Origin of the sequence: Venatoribacter cucullus (assembly GCF_016132445.1) — a bacterium.
Classification (GTDB): Bacteria; Pseudomonadota; Gammaproteobacteria; order Pseudomonadales; family Oceanobacteraceae; genus Venatoribacter; species Venatoribacter cucullus.
In genome coordinates this window covers 1,290,586-1,308,709 of the sequence record NZ_CP046056.1, presented here as the reverse complement: position 1 = coordinate 1,308,709, position 18,124 = coordinate 1,290,586, and the positions used below count along the sequence as shown (strand labels likewise).

General features: G+C 56.8%; 12 protein-coding genes. 3 read left to right on the top strand and 9 right to left on the bottom strand.

All coding sequences use genetic code 11. The features are described from left to right. Nucleotides 1-44 precede the first annotated feature (44 nt). The gene (locus GJQ55_RS06165; RefSeq protein ID WP_228346634.1) at nt 45-2,318 is read right to left on the bottom strand and encodes a DNA internalization-related competence protein ComEC/Rec2; all 2,274 of its coding nucleotides are present in this window, start codon (nt 2,316-2,318) and stop codon (nt 45-47) included. A gap of 57 nt (nt 2,319-2,375) precedes the next feature. Here GJQ55_RS06165 and GJQ55_RS06160 point away from each other — a divergent pair, with 57 nt between their 5' ends. Further along, a complete protein-coding gene (locus GJQ55_RS06160) occupies nt 2,376-2,918 on the top strand; it encodes a DUF2062 domain-containing protein (RefSeq protein ID WP_228346633.1) in 543 nt (180 codons plus the stop codon). Between the two features lie 21 nt (nt 2,919-2,939). On the opposite strand, the gene GJQ55_RS06155 is transcribed toward GJQ55_RS06160, so the two are convergent. Further along, nucleotides 2,940-3,623 carry an ABC transporter ATP-binding protein gene (locus tag GJQ55_RS06155; protein ID WP_228346632.1) on the bottom strand — a complete coding sequence of 228 codons (684 nt, stop codon included), beginning with the start codon at nt 3,621-3,623 and terminating at the stop codon, nt 2,940-2,942. After that, nucleotides 3,616-4,866 (bottom strand): lipoprotein-releasing ABC transporter permease subunit, encoded by a 1,251-nt coding sequence (locus GJQ55_RS06150; RefSeq protein WP_228346631.1) that lies wholly within the window; start codon nt 4,864-4,866, stop codon nt 3,616-3,618. The genes GJQ55_RS06155 and GJQ55_RS06150 overlap by 8 nt, the downstream gene beginning before the upstream one ends. Before the next feature lie 182 nt (nt 4,867-5,048). Between GJQ55_RS06150 and GJQ55_RS06145 the strand changes: the two genes are divergently transcribed. Both GJQ55_RS06145 and GJQ55_RS06140 read left to right on the top strand, forming a co-directional pair. Then, nucleotides 5,049-5,681, top strand: a complete 633-nt coding sequence (locus tag GJQ55_RS06145) for a hypothetical protein (protein WP_228346630.1) — start codon at nt 5,049-5,051, stop codon at nt 5,679-5,681. A gap of 174 nt (nt 5,682-5,855) precedes the next feature. Beyond that, entirely contained in the window at nt 5,856-7,133 is a 1,278-nt protein-coding gene (locus tag GJQ55_RS06140; protein WP_228346629.1) for an alpha/beta fold hydrolase, read from the top strand. A 48-nt stretch (nt 7,134-7,181) separates the two neighbouring features. Here the strand turns inward: GJQ55_RS06140 and dinG are convergent, their stop codons facing one another. The 6 genes from dinG to GJQ55_RS06110 form a co-directional block, all read right to left on the bottom strand. Then, entirely contained in the window at nt 7,182-9,275 is a 2,094-nt protein-coding gene (dinG, locus tag GJQ55_RS06135; protein WP_228346628.1) for an ATP-dependent DNA helicase DinG, read from the bottom strand. A 12-nt stretch (nt 9,276-9,287) separates the two neighbouring features. Next, nucleotides 9,288-9,977 carry a general secretion pathway protein GspB gene (locus GJQ55_RS06130; protein ID WP_228346627.1) on the bottom strand — a complete coding sequence of 230 codons (690 nt, stop codon included), beginning with the start codon at nt 9,975-9,977 and terminating at the stop codon, nt 9,288-9,290. A 2-nt stretch (nt 9,978-9,979) separates the two neighbouring features. After that, nucleotides 9,980-11,479 carry an ExeA family protein gene (locus GJQ55_RS06125; protein WP_228346626.1) on the bottom strand — a complete coding sequence of 500 codons (1,500 nt, stop codon included), beginning with the start codon at nt 11,477-11,479 and terminating at the stop codon, nt 9,980-9,982. Nucleotides 11,480-11,536: 57 nt separating this feature from the next. Then, nucleotides 11,537-12,550, bottom strand: a complete 1,014-nt coding sequence (locus tag GJQ55_RS06120; protein WP_228346625.1) for a hypothetical protein — start codon at nt 12,548-12,550, stop codon at nt 11,537-11,539. Between the two features lie 36 nt (nt 12,551-12,586). Further along, nucleotides 12,587-15,583, bottom strand: coding sequence for a hypothetical protein (locus GJQ55_RS06115; protein WP_228346624.1), 2,997 nt, complete (start codon nt 15,581-15,583; stop codon nt 12,587-12,589). 149 nt (nt 15,584-15,732) lie between these two features. After that, nucleotides 15,733-17,910 carry a malate synthase G gene (locus GJQ55_RS06110; RefSeq protein WP_228346623.1) on the bottom strand — a complete coding sequence of 726 codons (2,178 nt, stop codon included), beginning with the start codon at nt 17,908-17,910 and terminating at the stop codon, nt 15,733-15,735. Between the last annotated feature and the right edge of the window lie 214 nt (nt 17,911-18,124).

Below are 18,124 nucleotides of genomic sequence, written 5' to 3'. Positions count from 1 at the left end.
TAAGACCTGCTTCGCACTCTGTAAAAGACATAAGCCGTTGATTCCTAAGGCTGGCGCCAGGGCGGCTGCCAGCTCTCGCGTAAACCACTGCTGTTGCCTGTCGTTGTCCGGGTCAACGCCCCGGCGGCAGCGGTGTTGCGCCAGGGAATCTGCAACTGCGCCAGCCGCTCCAGCACCACCGGCGCCGGATGCCCGAAGCGGTTATTAAAGCCGGCGGAGATCCACACTTCGGCGGGTGCTACGGTTTGCAGAAATACCAGCGCCGAACTGGTCTGGCTACCGTGATGGCCCAATACCAACACCTCGGATTTAAGCTCATCGCCATAACGGCGGACCAACTGCTGTTCGACGTCCACACTGATATCGCCGGTTAGCAAAAAGCGCTGGTCATACCACTGCACCTGCACCACACAGGAACGGTTGTTACCGCTGTCGCGCACCTGGGCGCGGGCATCCGGTGGCAATATAAGAAAACGGTATAAAAGCACCTCAGACAAAACCTTCCACTCGTCTCCGGACTGATGGCAATCCTGCGGCGGCGGCGCACTGGCCGGCAAATCGCTCAACGGCTCCCCTACCCACAGCCGTTGCGCCCCCAATTCCTGCAGTATGGCGGCGGTTCCACCGGCGTGGTCCAGGTCGGCATGGCTGACAATCATATCCGTCACTGTCCGCACCCCATGCCGCTGCAGTACCGGCACCACAATGGCTACACCGGTATCAAAATGTTCGGAGAAGCGCGGCCCGGAATCGTACAGCAAGGTCGCCTGCGGGCTGATAAAGGCCATACTCTGCCCCTGCCCGACATCCATCAGCATGACACCAGGCTGCGGCACCGGTGCCCGTACAAACCACAACAACAGCAAGGCCAGCGCCGGCCACAACGCCATGGCAGACACGCCCCGGCGCACCAGCAGCAGCCAAACCACCCACAGCAGCAGCAGCGGCAATGGCATCCAGGGCAAATAAGGTAACGGTATATTACTAAGCCAATGCAGCAGCTCCCAAAACCAGCCACCCACCACGGCCAGCAAGGCATCCAACCCGGCAAAGGGCAACAATGCTGTTGCCAGGGCCAGCGGCAACAGCAACAGACTGAGCAGAGGAATGGCCACTAAATTGGCCAGACACTGCAGCAAACTGACCGGCTGCCCCCACCACAACAACAAGGGCAAGAGCGCCACAAACACCACCAGCTGCGGCAGCCACAGTGCTTCCAGGCGGTTACTGCGCCGCCCCTGAAAAAAAGCCAGCAGGGCCAGCACGGCGGCAAAGGACAAGCCGAACCCCGGCCGGGTCCAGATCAGCGGATTCACCATCAGCACCACCACCACCGCCAGTAACAAGGCCAGTGGCCAGCGCAGGCGCCAGCGGCTGTATTGCAGGCAAACCAGCACCAACAGCATTACCCAGGCCCGCTGCAGCGCAATACCCGCCCCGGCCAGCCACACATAGGCGGCGCTTATTCCCACCACCACCAGCAGCCCCGGCAGGGTTACCGCGTAAATACCCTGCCCATTCTTTAATAAAGGCAGGCGCGCCAGCAGCCACCACACCCCCAGCGCCAGCAATACCATCAGGCCGACATGCAGGCCACTGACCACCAGCAGATGCAGGGTGCCGGTACGCTGCGCCAGTTGCCACTGCCCGGCACTGAAAGCCGCCTGCTCACCGAATACCAGCCCGGCCACCCAGGGCCAGGCGTCGGCATCCACATGCTGTTGCTGCCAGCTTAACCAGCGCTGACGCATCCCTGGTGGACGGGCATCCTGATCCAGTAACTGTGCAGCACGGATGTAACCGCTGGCATCCACGCCCCGGCTTAGCAGAAAGGCTTCGTAATCAAACGGTAGGTTATTCAGAAAATTGCGCGGACTGCGCAGCAGCACGTCGGCTTGCCAGCGCTGTCCGGCTTGCAGGGTATGAGGGGTGCGGTACCAGTTCAGCTGCAGCTGCTGCAGTGGTGGTAATCCTTGCTGTTGCAGTGTTGCCGCAGGCGTCAGCACCCGGGCCTGTAAGCGCCAGACCTGGCCACGCTGTTCGGCACTGAGGAGTTCCAGTTGCAGACTGGCCAGGCTGCGGTCCTGTGCCGCCGGCAGGCGTTGCGCCAGCCGTTCTTCCAGCCATAAGGACGACCAGCTGGCACCGGCCAGCCAGCACAACAACCACAATAAAGGCTGAGACCGGGTACGCCAAAAGGGGCAGCGCCACAGCGCCAAAAGGCTAACAGCAAGGCCAACCCAGAGCGGCCATAATGGCCAGGTCAGTAAGGTTCCGGACAGTAATCCAATGGTAACCAACAGCAGATAAAGATACATTGCCACTCCCTGGCGTAAGCGGCATAATCGCCGCGCATTTTTTCAGCGGCGTTGTGCATGCCTAAAAAGTTATTGCAGAAATACTTTCCTAGTCCGGAACAGGTACGGTCCAACCCCGGCCTGCGCTTTCTGCATCCTCTGTTTGCCCGCCCGAATCTTTGGCACATCAATCGTCATTCGGTCGCCAGAGCCTTTGTCGCCGGACTGTTCTTTGCGTTTCTGCCTATCCCCTTTCAGATGTTTTTTGCCGCCCTGCTGGCGTTCAGTCTCAATGCCAACCTACCCATTTCCGTAGGGCTGGTTTGGATTACCAATCCACTGACCATGCCCCCAATCTTTTACGCTACTTATCGTCTGGGGGCCTGGATACTGGACACCCCCACCCGCACCTTTCAGGTGGAGTTGTCGGTTGAATGGTTGTTGTATGAACTGAATGCCATCTGGCAGCCATTATTTCTGGGGTCCCTGGTCGCTGCGGTATTCTTTGCCTGTGTGGGTTATTTCAGCATTCACATCATCTGGCGAACGCACATTCTGCGCAATCTGAAAAAACGCCGGCTGAACCGTATCAAGCGGGCGGCTGAAAACGAAGGTTTCTGACCGCCCTCTTCTGCTCTTCCCTTACAGCAAGGGTCGCAGCGACTGATCCCGCAGTTGCAGACAGCGGTTCATCCGCCCCGCCAGCTCACGATCATGAGTCACCATAATAAAAGCCGTTTCACCCTGTCGGGTTAACTCCAGCATGGCTTCTTCCACCTGATGCGCGGTTTGCTCATCCAGGTTACCGGTCGGCTCATCCAGCAGAACCAGCCGCGGCCGGTTCACCAACGCGCGGGCAATGGCGGTACGCTGACGCTCACCACCCGATAATTCCGCCGGCTTATGCTCCAGACGGTGCCCCAGGCCCAGCTGCTGCAGGCATTCGGTTGCCCGCTGCGCAGCGGCTTTAGGCGCCACACCGGCCAGCAACTGCGGCAGCATGACGTTTTCCAGCGCGCTGAATTCCGGCAACAGATGATGAAACTGATAGACGAAACCGATTTGCTGGTTACGCAACCGGGTGCGGGCGTTTTCCGGCAAGCGGTGAATATCCTGCCCATTAATCAGTACCTGTCCGGCATCGACGGAATCGAGCCCGCCCAACGCATTCAGCAAGGTGGTTTTACCCGAGCCGGAAGCACCAACGATGGCCAGGGTTTCGCCAGCAGCCACCTGCAAATCAATATCCTGCCAGACCGTTACCTGTTGCGGACCGCTGACATAGGTTTTGCGCAGCCCCTGCGCCTGCAATACCCAATTACTCATAACGCAGTGCCTCCGCCGGCTGAACCCGGGAAGCCCGCCACGACGGGTACAGTGTGGCCAAAAAGCTCAGCATCAGCGAGGCTCCGGTAACCACTGCCACATCGCTCCATAACAGCTGCGAGGGCAGATAAGAAATAAAATACACATCGGCGTTCAGAATCTGGAAACCGAATAATTGTTCCAGCCAGGCCACCAGATCAGAAATGCTCAGCGCCGCCAGAATACCCAGCACGGTACCCAGCACCACCCCCACCAGACCAATAGCCAGCCCCTGCACCATAAAAATACCCATAATGGTGCGTGGTTTGGCGCCCATGGTGCGAAGAATGGCGATATCGGCCTGCTTATCCGTTACCGCCATCACCAGCGTGGAAATAATATTAAAGGCCGCCACTGCGACAATAATCAGCAATAACAAGCCGATCATGGTTTTTTCCATCCGGATGGCCTGGAATAAATTGCCATGGGTGCGGGTCCAGTCACTGCCGGAATATTGCCCCTCCAGCTGGTTCACCATGCGCCAGATGCCCTGCGGTGCCTGAAATAAATCATGGAAGCGGATACGCAACGCCTGCGCTTCGCCATTCAGCCGCGCCAGTTTGGCAGCATCCTGTAAATGAATGACCGCCAGATTGGCATCCAGCTCGGCACCCACCGAAAAAATACCCGCCACGGTCAGGCGTTTTACCCGTGGCAAGACACCGGCCGGCGACAACGTCGCTTCGGGCAGCATCAGGGTAATTTTGTCGCCCACCATCACATTCAGCTGACGGGCCAATAAATCACCCAGCAATACGTTGAACTCACCCGCCTGCAGGTCTTCCAGCCGACCGTCTTTAATATGATTGGGCAAAATGGAAACCCGTGCTTCCGCCTGCGGATCAATACCCGTCACCATTACGCCCTGCACCCGGCCACCCTGACCGAGCATTCCCTGCAGTTTGGTTAAGGGTGCGGCAGCGGCCACACCGGGAAACTGTTCGGCCAGACTGGCCAGCCCCTGCCAGTCCTGAATACCACCACGCTCATACAACACGCCGTGCGGCACCATACCAAGAATGCGCTCACGCAATTCCCGGTCAAATCCGTTCATCACCGACAGCACCAGAATCAGCACCGCCACGCCCAGGGTCATCCCCACCATCGAAGACGCTGAAATAAACGAAATAAAATGATTGCGCCGCTTGGCGGCCAGATAACGCAAGCCAATCCACAATGGCAGCTGACGAATAAATAAAGACATGCAAAGGTCATCCGGAAAAATCAGGCGCCATAGTGCCGCAGCCGGAGCACCCCGACAAGCCCGGGGCCTCGGTGCAGGCAGCACAGCAACTGCGCAAAACTCTTGTAAAGTGGCCCCTGCAGTCCTTGTTGTTTCAGGCGCCCGTTCTAGCATAGGCAACAAAATTAACGGGAAAGATCCGCATGAACACCACTCACCGTACCTTTTTGTTAACCTTATTCAGCAGCACCTGCCTGCTGGCGGCTTCCGCGGTTGCCGATATTCAGGAAATTCCGCCGGAAGAAATGACCGAAGCCTATATCCGTGACACCACGGTGGTCGTACCGCAGCAAAACCAGAATTCCTCCGCCACCGCCGCCACCGTTAAAGTGGCACCGCTGGAAGATCTGCCCGGCAGCAACCAGGCCACCCCGGGTGATGACCGCAGCGCCCGGCCAGACCTGACCCCGGCCGCTGAACAGTATTTGTCAGAACAGCGCGACCGGCAGCTGCAGCAACAACAGCAACCGGGCATTACCCAGCCACAACCCACCGATGCCAACATTGCTGCCCGTGAAGCCTACCTGCGTGATCTGCTGGGGCTGAAAGCCGGTCAACCCATTGATTACAACAATCTGAAATTTCCCATGCCGTCGACGCTGCCCCCCGTTCCTACCGGCCTGACCGGCTATGAACTGAAAGCAGATCAGTTCAGCATCCGTATCCCCAACACCAACGATCATCCGGCGTTAACTCAACAGACGCCGGGCGGGGAAATGAAAGTGGACGTTACGCCCTTAGACATTATTTTTACCATCAATCTGCCACAGCGCTGATTGGGCCAATTTGTCCTGCCAAAGCCCGCACCTTTCCAGCGGGCTTTATTTTTACCATAAAAATCAACACGTTATAACCCAATCAAGGTTTCGTAAAGAAAACATACACCTATGGCAATCTGTCTATAACTGGGTTAGAGTCAGCGCACTATAAGAACAAAAAGAGCAAGTGCCATGCAGTTCTCTACCTTCTCCGCCAATGCGTTACGGGATGCCCCGCATATTCAGTTGCTGAATTTCCGTGGTCAGACCTACAAAGTTGAATATCAGGCGTTCTGCGAACCTGCCAACCTCGGTAAAACCCCGGTGGTGTTTCTCGGTGGTGCGTTTCAGAGCTTTGTTTCATTCAAAAGCGAAGTGGAACAGGTACTGAGTACCCATCCGGTTATCCTGGCCGACTTCCCCTCGCAGGGTAATAACGACCAGCTGGCACCTGAGCTCAGCCTGCCCGATTACGCCAGCCTGATTCAGTTGTTCTGTACCGCGCAACAGCTGCCCAAAGTGATGATGCTGGGTATCAGCTACGGTTCAGCCATGGCCACCTTGTTTGCGGCGGCGTATCCGGACTACGTTGAGCGTCTGTTGTTATCCGGCATTACCTGTTTCCGCCGCGACAGCCTGATTACCCTGCTGGAAGATTCGTTAGCCCAGCTGGCAGCCGGTGATATGAACGCCTTCGCCACCACCGCGGTGTGCAACCTGATCAACCACAGCCGCCTGCAGGAAACCGAAGTCAGCACCACTTACCGCCGTCTGCTGTACCGGCAGATTGCCCGTCTGAGCGACAACGAGCGGCAGCGCTATGCGCAGAATACCCAGCGTTTGCTGGATTTCCCCGGCTTTACCGCCTACCCGCAATGCCCGACCCTGATCGCCACCGGCGAATACGACAACTTTACCCTGCCCACTGAAAACGCCGCCGTGGCCAGCCAGTGCGCCAACGCCACCTTTGCTGTGATCAACAATGCAGACCACCTGTCGCAGTTTGAGCGCAAAGAAACCACCACCAGCCTGTTTCACCGCTTTATGTGCGGCCAGTCGCTGCACCATGTTGCCGGTGCTCAGGTATTTGATCCGCACAGTTATATTCGAGTTGAACAACGCTTACAGGGACGCCAGCGGCCGCTGGAACAACCTTACCGTTTGCTCGACTGCCATACCGGTAAAGAGCATATCGTCCGTATTCAGAATATTAATTTTGCCGGCTGCGAGCTGGAATTAACCCAGGCGGATCTCAGCCTGACAGAAAACACCAGTGGCCTGCGGCTGGAATTACCGGAAACCGGGCATCAATATACGGTGCACATTCTGGAACGGCAGCGTAAAACCCTGCGTTGTTTAATTATTCAGCACAACTTAAAAGCGGCCGATGCCCTGCTGAATTATCTGCAGACCCATCTGCTGATGGTACACGACACGCCGGATGACAGCCTGCAGGTTCAGCCGGCCTGAACCCCGGCAGGTAAAAAAATGCCCGGATATTCCGGGCATTTTTTTACCTCAGGAAATACGCCGGAACGGTGGCAGGGAATCCAGCAGTAATTTTCCATAACGCTGCGACAACAGGCGTTTATCCAGAATACTGATACGGCCCCGGTCACTTTCCGTGCGGATTAACCGTCCACAAGCCTGCACCAGACGAATGGAGGCTGCGGGCAACGTCAGTTCCATAAAGGGGTTACGCCCACGGCTTTCCAGCCACTCTGAAATGGCCGCCTGAATCGGATCATCGGGTACGGCAAAAGGAATTTTCACAATCACCACATGGGTGACGTACTCACCCGGCAAGTCGATGCCTTCAGCAAAACTGGCCAGACCGAAAATAATACTGCCGTCACCGTTATCAATACGTTCTTTGTGGCGACGAACAATTTCGGCTTTGGGTAAAAAACCCTGACATAACAGCTGGTCATACCAATTCTGCAAAAAGGTATCGCGCGTGGCTTCCAGCTGCGCCCGCGAACTGAACAGCACCAGCGTGCCACGGCTCAGGTCGACCTGCTCCCGCAGCCAGTCTTCCACATCCACCTGAAACTGCGGGCTTTTCGGATCAGAACCCAGCGCCACCGGCTGAATTTCACCCAGCTCGGGGTAATTAAACGGGCTGGTTACGCGCTGATAATTGGCCCAGTCCGGCAGGCCACTTTCCCAGCTGAGTTTATTAAAACTGTTTAACGCCGTCAGGGTCGCCGAGGTGACCACCGCACCATAACAACGCCACCATAAATCGCGGCGTAACTGACCGGCGACCGCAATGGGAGAAGCACTTAAGCGGATATCCCAGCCGTCACCGAAGGGGATTTTGGCCAGCCAGCGCGCCACGGGTAAATCGCCTTCGGCTTCCTGCGCACAGAGCAATCCGATGGTTTCCGACAGCTGTTCGGCCCGGGCCAGCATCACGCCCATCGGCGTTTGCCAGTTTTCCGCCACGTCACGGCGGAATTCTCCGTCTTCTTTCGGGTCGAGGGATTTCTGCAATAAATCGTTGAGTTTTTCCAGGCACAGCAATAACGGCTGCAGGGGTTCTTTAATATTAATTAACAGCTGCCGCAGATTTTCCGGCATTAAGCCCTGCTCAAAACGCAACCGCTCCTGTTCGCCCAGCATATCCTGCAGCAGCGGCCACACCAGGGCGAGACTTTGCAGAATTTCGCGGATATTTTGCGGTGCTTCGGTTAACGCATGCATCATGCTGACCGGAATACCGGCATCGGCGACAAATTGCTCAATGCCCTTTTCCAGCTGTTGCAACCACTGGCGCTGTCCGCGCACACCCACTTCCAGGCGGAAATGATTCAGCGCTTTATCCGCCAGATGGTGGCCTTCGTCGAACACATAAATGGTTTTTTCCGGCGCCGGTAATACCGCCCCGCCACCAAGAGAAATATCCGCCAGCACCAGGTCATGGTTGGCAACAATCACATCGGCATCTTCCATAGCCGAGCGCGCCTTGTAAAACGCGCAATTGTTAAAATGCGGACAACGGCGGTTAGAGCACTCGCGGTGGGTGGCGGTTAAATGCGACCACTGTTTATCGGCCATTTCTTCGTGCAAACGGTCACGGTCGCCATCCCACTGGCCACTGCCGTATTGCTGCAATAATTTTTCGTACAGTTCGCGGTCCTGTTCTTCCGGAGTTTGTTCAAATAAATCCACGGTCGACAATAAACCGGATAATTGCTGCAGTGATTTATCCAGTTTCAGCAGGCACAGGTAACGCCCGCGCCCTTTGGCCAGGGCAAATTTAAAGGGCATGGAAATGGTGTTCTGCAGATTGGGTAAATCTTTATCCAGAATCTGCTCCTGCAGGGCCACCGTGGCGGTAGACACCAGCAGTTTTTTTTCTTTTTCAATGGCAATGGGCAAGGCCGCCAGTAAATACGCCAGCGTTTTACCGGTACCGGTGCCGGCTTCCACCACGGCAATGCCGGCATCGTTGTCGCGCTGGCCTTTGTCGTCTTCGTGTACGGCGGCCAGACTTTTGGCGATTTCGGCAATCATCACCCGCTGGCCCAGCCGCGGTTTCAGATCCAGCGCTTTAATGCATTCGCGGTACAGCGACTGAATGCGCTCTTTGGTTTCACTACTGAGCATAAGTCGCTTCCATTATTGAGGGACAGGCTGCCAGCCTTGCTGACGACTGACCGGTAACGGCCAGCCATCGACATCCAGCACAATGCCTTGCGGGGTAATTTCCTGCAGGAAAATACCCTCGGCCAGCGGTTCGCCTTCGCGCCAGGCGCGGTTATTAATGGTAACGCTGCGTTTCTCCGGCAGCGGGCTGTAAATATGGCTGTTAATCATCAGCGCCGGAATACGCCGCAAAGACTGCAGCGGCGGTAAGCGCCGGGTTTCAACGCGCGCTTCCACTGGCCGTGATTCTTCTGGCCGTGATTCTGCAAGCCGGGAATCTGCGGGTAATGCCGGTTGCAACTCAGGCACAGCGGCTGGCTCGTTTGTTACTGACGGGTCGGCCGTTACCCAAACCGGCGGCGGCGCCTCCGGCAGGCGGGTTTCCGGCATGTCAGCCACTTCAGCGCTGTTAAGCACCGTCTGAGGCTCTGCTACCGGCGCCGGCGGGGTCGCCGTTACGGTTTGCGGCGCAAGTTCGGTTGCTGACTCCGGCCACCACCAGATCAACAGCAGACTCAGCAGCAAAGCCAGCACCACCAGGGCTCCGCGCAAGGCTGACCGGGCTGGTGCGGTCGCAACGGGTAAGCTGACCGCCGCCGGCACCGGCTGGGCGCTGGCGCGCTGTTGTTCCGATTTTTTCAGGGCATCCAGAATGTACGACACGCTCAGCCCTCCTGCAGCCACAGCATAAACAGGGTTTGTGGCCCCAGAATACGGTCTGCTTTCAGCCCATGCTGCTGCTGAAATTCCAGCACCGCCTGCGCCAGTAACGGATCGTAAAAACCATCATCCGGCTGACTGCTCTGCCCTTGCGGACCAATGACCTGCCAGCCGGAGGGTGCCGCAACGCCTAACCGCTGGCGCACCCAGCGCACCGTATCGTGCTGGTTACCCGGACGGATTAGTTTGCGGTCAAAACTGGCCGGCGGTTGCCACAACACCAGACTACGCCCACTTAACCGGGCCCCGGCGGCAAGATGTTGAGCCAGCTGCCAGACCGTGCCGCTGGTACCGGCCTGCGGTACTGCCACCGGTACCGCTAAACGCTGCAAATACTCCAGTGGCCATTCCAGCCACAGACAACGCCACCCCTGTGCCGGTAGCGCCGAACAATCCTGCACGGCCGGCAAGCCCAGTTCCCGGCCAAGCAAATGCACCGGGTTAAGCGCGGGGCCGGCGGCATGGTCAGTGGCCGCAAGATGCTGGCCGCTACTCCCGGAGGATAAGACTACCGCTTCCAGTGTGCGTGGCAGCGAGGGCAACCACCACCACAGCGCCGGTAACAGAATCAGCAATAACAACACCAGCGACCCCGGCGAAAGGCGCCAGCCGGACTTGCCGTGCGGGGAAAAGTAAGCACGCGCCGGCAAAATTTCCCGCTGCGCGCCGCGCACCCATTGCGGCGTTACCAGCGTCTTGCCATTGGCGTAAGCCCCCAGCAAAGCACGGTCGGCCAGGCTGTTTAACAGCCGTGGAATACCCCCGCTGGCGCGCCATAACTGCCATTGCGCAGCGACACTGAACAGCGGACGTTCTGCGCCGGCCAGCCGGCAACGATGCTGCAGATACGCCCGGGTTTCGCTGAAGCCCAGATGCTGCAGATGATAACGGGCCGTAATGCGCTGGCTAAGCTGGCGTAAATCGTAACGCGCCAGCTGCTGACGCAGCTCCGGCTGGCCCACCAGAATAACCGTCAGCAGCTTTTCTTTATCGGTTTCCAGATTGGTTAATAACCGCACCTGCTCCAGCAAAGGCACCGGCATGCTCTGGGCTTCATCAATAATGCAGATAAAGCGCTGACCAGCGGCGTAGCCCTGCAGTAACTCATGGTTCAGGCGGTTAAACAGCTCGCGCGGGCTGGCCTGTTCAGCCACCACAATGCCCAGCTCGTCGCACAGACTGTGCAGCAGTTCGGTGGCTGATAGTTGCGGATTAAACAGGTAGGCACTGCGCACGTGCGCCGGTAACTGATGCAGAAACGCCCGGCACAGCGTGGTTTTACCGGTACCGACCTCGCCGGTTAAGCACACCAGCCCGCCATGCCCGGTCAGGGCATAATGCAGATGCGCCAACGCCTCCTGATGCCCGCGCGACAGATACAGCAGGTCGGGGTCCGGGGCAATGGTAAAAGGCAGGCGCTGCAGGCCGAAGTGCTCAAGGTACATGGTGGATTCAGCTGATCAAAGAGGCCCGATGATACCGGATTTCAGCGCGCCGGGCCTCTACCACGGATACCGCAACGCCAGCTGCAGCTGCAGATGCCGGGCTTGTTGCCAGTCGGCCTGGTCAGTAACCAGCGCCAGCTGATGCCAGTTACTGCTCCAGTGCAGCCCCAGCTGCGCCGTGGAATGCGCCGACAGCCCCAGCTCACCAATTCTGGTGCGCCAGTTTTTCTGTGCACTGATGCGCTGGTAACGGTCATGCCAGAACGCCGTAAACTGCAACCCGAGGTCGGTATCCGCAGCCCGCAACTGGCCGCTGTAGTGCAGTTCGGTGCGGTAATCGGCATAGCCGGAGTTACCAGCCACCGCATTGCCGCTGCTGCACACCGGGTTTTCCGCACCGCCCAGATTGATACAGCCGCGGGTAAAGGCCGCAGCCGGCAACTCCATACGGCTCCACAGATCCTGCAGTTGCAGTTCCAACTGCCAGCGCAGGCCGTTATAGGCCAGGTTCAGATCGGCGCTGACCCCGTGCCCGTCTTCCGGCGCGGTTGGCCAACCCAGTAATTTGTCGTCATCAAAGTGGTAATCCAGCAGCACCGAGGCGGACTCCAGCGCAGCAGAATCAGCAAAGCCCTGTAAATGGCCGGCCTGATATTGATCAACCCGGTAAAGGCTGACCACCGGCTGCACACGAAAACGCTGCCATTCAAACTCATAACCGGCCCGCACACCACGCATCTGTAATGCCGTAGCCTGCAGTTGCAGCCGGTAATCCCCCGGGCGGTTATCCCCCTGTTCAAGGCGGCCATAAAATTCGGCGGTTTCTGCACCAAAGCGGAAATCGTAATGCCAGCGCCGCTCCCAGGCGACCATCCAGCCCTGCGCCAGGAAACCGGACTGAACCCGCCCATCCGCCCAGGCGTAACGGCCACGGCGAACGTCATCACCCCAGCCATGCACCATGTCGTACACCGGCACCGGCTCTGAAGAACTGTGCAGACCGATGCTGGCAAACACCTCCGCGGCCTGCACTGACACCGACGGCCAGCCGGTGACTAACAGGCCAGTCAATACGGCCAGAGGTGACCGGTAATGCCACAAAGCGGATCAGACTCCCAGCACAATAAAACGGCCGTCGCTGAAGCGGGCCACGTACACGCCCCGTTCTTCGCGGATGACCGCCACCAGCGCATTGCGGAAAGTAATATAGCCAACGGCGTCACAGCTGCCGGCCACCGCCACCAACTGATCACGGTTGGCATAACCGCAGGGGGTGCTTTCATCACCCAGTTCGTAGTCGACCCTTGAAGCCAGCGTGACGCCAATGCTTTCGCCCTTTTCGTCATTGGTGAACAGCTTAACTCCGCCACGGAACACGATCAGGCTGCCCAGTTCGGTAAAGAAACGCTTATCGCCCTGCCCGCCCAGATCACGTACCAGATAAGATAAATACAAGCTTTGCGCCCGGGTGCCGGTGGGCAGCACATCGACCAGATAGTCATAATCGTAACCAGCAGCAATGGCCACTTCCCAGTTATCGACCGTGGGCCGGTTGACCCGCACATTGACGATGGCGCGCGGTGCGCGGGTGGCTACATTGTTCACCATATCCACCAGCTCATGCGCCACGCGCAAGTTCAGCTGGTCCAGCCCCTGCACAAAGGAAGCGCGCAGAATACCGTCGATAACGACATCATCATCATCACTCCAGTCAATGCTTGCTGGAAAATCCGGCTTATAGGCCCCGCGACCGGGAATAGCAAACAGGCCCAGATAATCTTCTTCGCCGTTAATCAGATCCTTGATCAGATCAAAATCGTCCACAACGCTGTTGGGCGAGGTACAGATTTTTTTCAGCTCCCGTGACCGGCCATCTTCATCGCGTTCAATGGAACATTTTCGCAGCATCTTCTGATCATCGGTGGTGAATAATTCAAAGCGGTTAATACCCAGCCCCGGGGTTTCAATTTCCAGGTAATTCGCTGTTACCCGGGTTTCGACGCCGGCTTCGGTGGCGCTCAGCACAATGCTCTGATTATCCAATAGTCGATATCTGAACAAACCGGTTTCCCGCACCGGGGTGGTGTCATCCGCCACGAACCCTTCGCGGGCCTGAAAATAATCGGCACTGCGCGGCCAGGGCGTGGGGGAATAATAGTTGGCGGCGTTATTAGGCTTCAGACTGAAGGTCAGCTCGGCCTGATTGCGTAAATCACCGGAGACGCCCTGCTCATTAAAGCTACCCAGCGGCTCGCCCTGTACCCGGGTACGCAGCGACAGCTCGGTGAGGTTGTAGTGATACAGGCTGGTCGGTTCGAGAGCGTCTTTAACGCCGATTAATTTGGCCGCCAGATAAAAATCCAGCGTTTCCTGTTCGCCATTAAAGGTAATTTCCACCAGCGGCCACTCAAGATCAAAACCCAGCGCTTCGGTATAACCGGATGGCAAGATGCCACTGCCATCATCCACTGCGGTGAGCGGCGGCTGCGTGAAAGCGTTGTTATACACCAGCCGCAAACGGGCTTTGCTTTCTGTATTGGTGCCGGCATTTTTAACGGGTTGATAGGCCACGTACAGGGTTTGGCGCTCACCATTCCCGTTCACATAGCTCACCGTCTGAGTGCCGGTAATCTCGACATCAAAGGCGTTAAATTTACCGGCCACTTCGCCATCCAGGCCCACCAGCACCCCTTTCACCGTCAGGGTAAGTCTATCGACGCTGTAGGTTTTGGCGGTGGCGTTGAAATTCGCGCTGATACAGGTTGCGCCATTCAGGCAGCGGATAAAATCCAACGCATGATCGCGCAGCCTTTCCACAGCGATATCCAGCCCCGGCCCGACCTTACGGTACAGGGCTTCCAGGCCATCGTAATAATCAACGGTTTTTTCCACATAGGCCGGGTCAACAAAGCTGTTAACGCAATCATCACCCGTATAAAGGCCACAGGTTTTCGGGTCATCGCCGCTGAAATTCAGCAAGCGCTGGTTCAGATCGGTCAAAAACTCTTCGGCCTGCTTAAAACGATCAACCCAGTTATTAATCTCTGCAGCATCAACACGGATGTCAGAACGAGTACCCTCAGCGAGAGCCGATAACTGATTGGCTTGATTACGCAGAATTTCAATCACCGCAGGCAGCTGCGGCGGTACAGCCAGAGAAGACGATTGCAACCGTTGCTGATGCTGTTCGGCGATACCCAGCGCAGCCTGATAAAGGGCTGCCATTGAAAACCCGCTGGAATTGTTCAGATATAATTGACCGCCCAACTGGCGCTGCTGAGCAACCACATCGCGCAACCACTCAACCTCATTCTGGTCAGCATCAAGTGCCAATTGCTGACCAGCAGCCAGAAGTAAGCCGTACAGAATACCTTCCTGGCGGATAACAGCACTAAGGCCTGGATCATTGTGCATCTCCGATGGTGCAATCGGACGTACCGATACCACATCGCTCAGACCAAACTGACGGCTTAACCAGATATTGCCGCGCTCAATAGTGAACGGGGTAAACATGCCTTCAGTGGGCGTGGTTGCTTGCCCATTACCATTATCATTATCATCATCATCATCATCATCAATGTAACTGGTGTAGGCATGGTCAGCGGCCAGATGCGTCAGCCAGTTGATGTTAATGCGGGTGTTGTTCTGCACATTGCCGACCGCCGCGGTCAGGCTGAAATCGCTGGCGACGTCTTTGGCTTGTTTGTAGGCCCAGCCATCGGCACAGCCCAGGGTCAGTTCACATACCGCCGTGGTGGTGCCGGCGTCTTTACCCTGCACAATCAGCACCATGGCTTTGCCAATATCCTGCTGGGCAACCCGCACCCGGTAATAACCCTGCACGTCCGAGCTGGTGACTTCGCCCAGATAAACCTGTTGGTTCAGTTTATCCAGCTCAGTACCGGGCTGGCCCTGCACGTTAACCGGCACGGCATACACCGTGGCATTGCGGATATTGGCCGTACCCAGGTAGCCATTAACATAATTCGGGGTGACGGGTTGCCGGCCTGATGAAGATGAACTGTTACCACTGCAACCAGCCAGCGTAACGGCCATAAACACTGCAGCCATAAAGACGGCGGAACGTCGGGAGGTCTGTTTCATAATTATTATTCTGTTTGTAAGAAAGCCAACGGATTGTACCTGCCGGCGTCTGGCCTAAACAGCCCCACGGCCGGTTTTACTGCCTGTTTACATGAACAACAGGCAATAAAAAGCCCGGAAGGTTCCGGGCTCTTTTTAAGCAACCTGCCTTAGCGGGAGGCTTTGAACTTCAGACGGTAAGCGTGCAGCAGCGGCTCAGTGTAACCACTGGGTTGCTCTTTACCTTTGAAGATCAGGTCAGACGCGGCCTGGAACGCAATGCCATCAAAGGCCGGAGCCATGTTGATGTACAGCGGGTCACCGGCGTTTTGCTGGTCAACGATAGCGGCCATGCGCTTCAGGCTGTCTTCAACCTGTTCGCGGGTACAAATACCGTGCTCCAGCCAGTTGGCAACGTGCTGAGAAGAAATACGCAGAGTCGCGCGGTCTTCCATCAGGCCAATGTTGTTGATGTCCGGTACTTTCGAGCAACCAACGCCCTGGTCAATCCAGCGCACCACATAACCCAGAATACCCTGACAGTTGTTGTCCAGTTCTTTCTGAATCTGTTCAGTGGTCAGTGCTTTGGCCTGCTCAGCAGTCATCAGCGGGATGGTCAGGATGTCGTCAACAGACGCATGGGCACGGTTTTTCAGTTCGTTCTGAACTTCAAACACGTTCACCTGATGGTAGTGAGTGGCGTGCAGCGTGGCCGCCGTCGGGGAGGGAACCCAGGCGGTGTTGGCACCGGCTTTCGGGTGACCGATTTTCTGTTCCATCATGCCAGCCATTTCGTCCGGCATTGCCCACATACCCTTACCAATCTGGGAGCGACCCTGCAGGCCCGTTTCCAGACCGGTGTCGACGTTCCAGTTTTCGTAAGCGTTGATCCACACCTGCTGTTTCATCTGTGACTTGGGTACAAAAGCACCGGCCAGCATAGAGGTATGGATTTCGTCACCGGTACGGTCCAGGAAGCCGGTGTTGATGAACACCACGCGGTCTTTGGCAGCACGGATACATTCTTTCAGGTTGACGGTGGTGCGACGCTCTTCGTCCATGATGCCCATTTTCATGGTGAAACGTGGCAGACCCAGTGCGTCTTCAACGCGGCCAAACAGTTCGTTGGCGAACGCCACTTCTTCCGGACCGTGCATTTTCGGCTTAACGATGTTCACAGAACCGGTGGTGGAGTTGCGGAACGGCGCGTTGCCTTTCAGGTCATGGATGGCAACCAGAGTAGTTACCATGGCATCCATAATGCCTTCCGGTACTTCGTTGCCGTTTTTATCCAGCATCGCCGGGTTGGTCATCAGATGGCCAACGTTACGAATGAACAGCATGGAGCGGCCTTTCAGGCGGATGGTTTCGCCGTTCAGACCCACGTATTCGCGGTCGCCGTTCATGGTACGGGTAAAGGTTTTGCCGTTTTTGCTTACCGATTCAGCCAGGTCACCTTTCATCAGACCCAGCCAGTTGCTGTAAGTAACAACCTTGTCAGCGGCATCTACAGCAGCAACCGAGTCTTCACAATCCATAATGGTGGTCAGTGCCGCTTCCATCAGGATGTCTTTAACGCCAGCGGCATCGGTCGAACCGACCGGAGAGGTGGCATCGATCTGGATTTCAAAATGCAGGCCGTTGTTTTTCAGCAGGATGGCGGTCGGGGCTTTGAACTCACCCACATAACCCACCAGCTGTGAGCTTACTTTCAGACTGGTAGTTGAACCGTCTTTCAGGGTCACAACCAGCTTGCCAGCTTCAATGGCATAGTTGGTGCTGTCAGCGTGAGAGCCGGACATCAGCGGTGCAGCGGTGTCCAAGAAGGCACGGGCCCAGGCAATCACTTTGTCGCCACGGACTTTGTTGTAACCGGTGCCTTTTTCCGCGCCGCCTTCTTCAGAAATGACGTCGGTGCCGTACAAGGCATCGTACAGAGACCCCCAACGGGCGTTGGCCGCATTCAGGGCGAAACGGGCATTCATCACCGGTACAACCAGCTGCGGGCCTGCCATGGTGGCGATTTCCGGCTCAACGTTGGCGGTTGTGGCTTCGAAGGCTTCGCCTTCCGGCAGCAGGTAACCGATTTCCTGCAGGAACGCTTTGTATTCGGCCGCGTTGTGCGGCTGACCTTTGCGCTCAGTGTGGTAAGCATCGATCTTGGCTTGCAGGTCATCACGTTTGGCCAGCAATGCCTTGTTTTTCGGCGCCAGATCATTCACCAGGGCATCAAAACCAGCCCAGAATGCTTCTGCATCGATACCGGTACCCGGAATCGCTTTTTCATTCACAAAGTCGTACAGAGCCTGTGCGACCTGAATACCACCTTTCTGAACGTATCCAGTCATTGTTAAGCCTCAAAAGTAGCAGTCTCAACCGGCTGATGCCGGATGTGGAAAGTTGTCATTACCGACCCGGAACAGGTGGCAATGAGCAAATCAGGACGCCGAAGTATACAGGAACTGCCCGATGACTGCTAACCACCCGCAGCCACCTGGAAAGATAACGGTATATAAATCATAGAAAGCCAGCCTGTGACGCCCGCCCGCCTTTAGGCTAAAA